At 71.7% G+C, this 4,025-nt stretch carries 4 protein-coding genes and 1 pseudogene; 2 read left to right on the top strand and 3 right to left on the bottom strand.

Annotated features, from left to right (window positions below):
- Positions 1-80: pseudogene (locus tag IE198_RS34720) on the top strand (ATP-binding protein); the annotation flags it as partial.
- Positions 81-667: 587 nt separating this feature from the next.
- On the opposite strand, the gene IE198_RS34715 reads toward IE198_RS34720, so the two are convergent.
- The gene (locus tag IE198_RS34715; protein WP_189894058.1) at positions 668-1,417 is read right to left on the bottom strand and encodes a TioE family transcriptional regulator; all 750 of its coding nucleotides are present in this window, start codon (positions 1,415-1,417) and stop codon (positions 668-670) included.
- Between the two features lie 58 nt (positions 1,418-1,475).
- On the opposite strand from IE198_RS34715, the gene IE198_RS34710 reads away from it, so the two are divergent.
- A complete protein-coding gene (locus IE198_RS34710; RefSeq protein WP_189894056.1) occupies positions 1,476-2,678 on the top strand; it encodes an erythromycin esterase family protein in 1,203 nt (400 codons plus the stop codon).
- A 250-nt stretch (positions 2,679-2,928) separates the two neighbouring features.
- Here the strand turns inward: IE198_RS34710 and IE198_RS34705 are convergent, their stop codons facing one another.
- Complete coding sequence (locus IE198_RS34705) at positions 2,929-3,141, bottom strand: acyl-CoA carboxylase subunit epsilon (protein WP_100109336.1); 213 nt, start codon at positions 3,139-3,141, stop codon at positions 2,929-2,931.
- A gap of 27 nt (positions 3,142-3,168) precedes the next feature.
- Positions 3,169-4,025: acyl-CoA carboxylase subunit beta (locus tag IE198_RS34700; protein WP_308426914.1), on the bottom strand; the 857-nt coding region annotated here is incomplete at its 5' end.

Here is a 4,025-nt window from a genome sequence, read left to right as displayed (position 1 = left end):
CCGACGCACGCCACCGCGCCGACGCCAAGAGCGCACTCATCACACTCGTCGAACACGCACTCATGGCGCGCCTGCGGTAGCCGCTGGGGCCGGTCCCTGCCGGCCCTCGCAAAACGGCCCTCGAGGCTCCTGTGGAGCCTCGAGGGCCGTTTCCGTGCGCCAGGGGAAGGGCGGGACCGGGTCCGGGGGCCGCTGCTCGGGGCTGTTCCTCACCACCCCCCTTCCCGAAACCGGGGCAAGCCCCGGACCCCATACCGCACTTCGCGCGGGACCTCAACTCCCTTCGGCCCGGCGGCCGTGGGAGTGCGCTCGGACAGGCCGCATCGGCCGCTCCACGCCAAGGCAGCTGCGGGCGGCTGTACTTGACTCCGCGTACCCGCCCGCCGCCGGATGCGGATCCGGCCCCGTCGGCGACCGAGGCGCGGGCTTCGGGGCAGAGCCCCCACAAGACGGGCAAGCGCCGGCCCCGCCGGCGTTGAGGCATCACATCGACATGCTCGGCCGGTACTCGTTCCGGCTCCCCGATCCACCCGACCTGTGGCCCCTGGGCGATCCGGCCGCAGTCGATGAGGAGTAGGGCTCACCCCGGACCGGGCCGGCATCGGCGGTGGTCGGCCGGGACGCAACGGATGGTCACTCTTGTTCTCTTCGGCCGGCGACCGAAGTCTCATCCGCGCTCGCGGAGGTACGCCTCCAGCTCTGCGGCCCCGGTCAGCATCGCCCGCCCGCGGGCGGACAGCCGAGCGTGCCAGTCGCACAGTGCGGCCTCCAGCGGCTCCAGCCCGCCGGCCGCCCGCACCCGGGCGATCAGCGGGGCGATCTGCTCCAGCAGGTAGCCGCCCCGCCTGAGCTGGTGGGCCAGCCGGGCGTCCCGTACGTCGGCCTCGTCGTAGACGCGGTACCCGGTCCGCGGGTCGCGGCGCGGGCGCACCAGCCCGGCGCGCTCCCATTTGCGCAGCGTCGCGGGCCGGATTCCGAGCTTGGCTGCCAGCGGCCCGATGAACGTGGCGCCGGGCCCGGACACCGCGACCGGCTCGGACCCCACACCGGGCTCGGGCACCGTGGTGGGCTCCAGGTCGCGCAGGGCCCTCTCCACGGCCTGGAGGGTCCGCCGGTCGTCGAGGAGCTGGGCGTGGCTCCCGTCGATGAGACGGAACGCCTCGTCGACCGCGCCCTGGTTCACGGCCCGCATGATCGACGTCGCCGTCTGGTGGCCGTGGCCGGGCACCAGGGCAAGAAACGCGCGCAGGGCCCCCGCGTGCAGCGACGTATAGGTGCGGTAGCCGTGGGGTGTGCGACCGGCGGCCGGAAGGATGCCGGCCTCCTCGTAGTTCCTGATCGCCTGCGTGGACAGACCGTTCCCGCGTGCCAGATCAACCGGCCTGAGTCTCTCGCCGTTTTGAAGGTTTCGGCCCATGGGACCGAGGATATCGAGGGAAAGTTTCAATCCAAGGTTCAACGATACCGTTGAAGGCATGGCTACTGACATCAAGGACACCGCCCATGTCGTCGAGGCTGCCGCCGTCATGAGGCTGCTCCCGGCCCGGCCTCGGCTGCTCGCCCTGGGAGAGCCCACCCACGGCCAGGACTCTCTGCTCGACCTGCGCAACGAGCTCTTCCGGCAGCTCGTCGAGCAGGAGGGCTACCGGACGATCGCCATCGAGAGCGACTGCATGATGGGCCTGCTCGTGGACGACCACGTCACCTCGGGCACGGGCACGCTCGACGAGGTCATGGAGCACGGATTCAGCCACGGCTGGGGCACTTCCGCGGCCAACCGCGAGCTCGTGCGCTGGATGCGCGCCTACAACGACGGCCGGCCCGCGTCCGAGCGGCTCCGCTTCGCCGGTTTCGACGGCCCGCTGGAGATCACCGGCGCCGCGAGCCCCCGGCAGGCCCTCACGGCACTCCACGGCTACCTCGCGGCCCGTGTGGACTCGGACCTGCTCCCCTGCACCGCGGAAACACTCGACCGCCTGCTCGGCTCCGACGACCGGTGGACCGATCCCGCCGCGATGATGGACCCGGCCCAATCCGGGGGGCAGTCGGCCGAGGCCAGGGAGCTGCGGCTGCTCGCCGACGATCTGGTGGCGCTGCTCGACGCGCAGACTCCGCACCTGATCACGGCGACGTCGCGGGAGGACTGGGACCGGGCGCGCCTGTACGGGCGCACCGCGACCGGCCTGCTGCGCTATCACCACTGGATGGCCGACACCTCACCGGCCCGCATGACCCGGCTGGTGGGGGTGCGGGACCAGATGATGGCCCACAACCTCCTCGCCGTCGCCGCTCGGGGCCCGGCACTCGTCCACGCCCACAACTCCCATCTCCAGCGGGAGAAGAGCACGATGCGGATGGGCGGCATGCCGCTGGAGTGGTGGAGCGCCGGTGCGCTGGTGAGCGCCCGGCTCGGCGAGGGGTACGCCTTCGTGGCCACGGCCCTCGGCACGATCCGGCACCAGGGAGTGGACACGCCGCCGCCGGACACCGTCGAAGGACTCCTGTACGCGCTCCCGGAGGACCGCTACGTCATCGACGCCGCGCGGCTGGCCACCGCCCTCGGCGACGCGCGGCCCGCTCCCCGCGTATCCCCCTGGTTCGGCTACTCCCCGCTTGACCCGGCCCACCTGGCGGACAGCAACGGGATCGTGTTCGTCAAGGACGTCCCGCAGGGCTAGTGCCACCATCAGCAGTCCGGCCTGTGGGGGCGCCTGGGATGCGCGGGAGGCGTCCCGGCCGTCAACGGCGTACACGACCGCTCCACGGGGCGCCCGCAGCCTGGTGACCTCCGCGATGACCTCCGGTGACGGCTTGACAGCCGGGCCGGCCCGATGTCCGGGCACACATCCCGCGGCGAGAGGCGGAAGGCCCCGCGCACCCGGGGCTTGAGTTCTCGTGGGGTGCGCGGGGCCTTCCGGCGTCAGGGCGTCAGCCCTGCCAGCTGTGCGAGGGCTGGAAGCCGCGCTGCCGCTCCAGCCGACGCCAGCCGGCCGTCGTGCGGCCGCGGTGCGCCGGGGCCGCGTCGGGCTGGGCGGCCGACGCGCGGGCCAGCAGCACCGCGGTGATGGCTGCCAGTTCCTCCGGTTCGGCGTGGCCCTTCTCGACGCGCAGCAGTGAGGACGGATCGGTAGGAGTGCTCATGGTTGGGGCTCCAGTCCAGTCGCAGGGTTACTGCGGAGGGTTGCCGTGCTTGCGGGACGGCAGGTCGGCATGCTTCGTGCGCAGCATCGCCAGCGAGGCGATGAGGACGGATCGCGTCTCCGCCGGGTCGATGACGTCGTCGACCAGGCCGCGCTCCGCCGCGTAGTACGGGTGCATGAGTTCGGCCTTGTACTCCTTGACCATGCGGGTCCGCATCGCCTCGGGGTCCTCCGCGTCGGCGATCTGCCGGCGGAAGATGACGTTGGCCGCGCCCTCCGCGCCCATCACCGCGATCTCGTTCGTCGGCCAGGCGTAGGTCAGGTCCGCGCCGATGGACTGCGAGTCCATGACGATGTAGGCACCGCCGTACGCCTTGCGCAGGATCAGGGAGATGCGGGGGACGGTCGCGTTGCAGTACGCGTACAGCAGCTTCGCGCCGTGGCGGATGATGCCGCCGTGTTCCTGGTCGACGCCGGGCAGGAAGCCCGGCACGTCGAGCAGGGTGAGGATCGGGATGTTGAAGGCGTCGCACATCTGCACGAAGCGCGCGGCCTTCTCCGAGGCCTCGATGTCCAGCACTCCGGCCAGGGACTGCGGCTGGTTGGCGACGATGCCGACCACCTGTCCGTCCAGGCGGGCCAGCGCGCAGATGATGTTGCGGGCCCAGCGCTCGTGGACCTCGAGGTACTCGCCGTCGTCGACGAGTTCCTCGATCACCTTCGCCATGTCGTAGGGCCGGTTGCCATCAGCGGGAACCAGGTCCAGCAGGACGTCGCTGCGCCGCTCGGCCGGGTCGTCGCAGGAGGCTGTGGGCGGGTTCTCCCGGTTGTTCGAGGGCAGCATCGACAGCAGGTAGCGGACCTCGGCGATGCAGGTCTCCTCGT

The organism is Streptomyces xantholiticus, assembly GCF_014651015.1.
In the GTDB taxonomy this organism is placed as follows: Bacteria; Actinomycetota; Actinomycetes; order Streptomycetales; family Streptomycetaceae; genus Streptomyces; species Streptomyces xantholiticus.
This window is presented reverse-complemented; position numbering and strand designations above follow the sequence as displayed.

Coding starts and splice junctions, on each gene's coding strand:
- IE198_RS34715 (WP_189894058.1), bottom strand. CDS start 1,417: ATGGGCCGAAACCTTCAAAACGGCGAGAGACTCAGGCCGGTTGATCTG.
- IE198_RS34705 (WP_100109336.1), bottom strand. CDS start 3,141: ATGAGCACTCCTACCGATCCGTCCTCACTGCTGCGCGTCGAGAAGGGC.
- IE198_RS34710 (WP_189894056.1), top strand. CDS start 1,476: ATGGCTACTGACATCAAGGACACCGCCCATGTCGTCGAGGCTGCCGCC.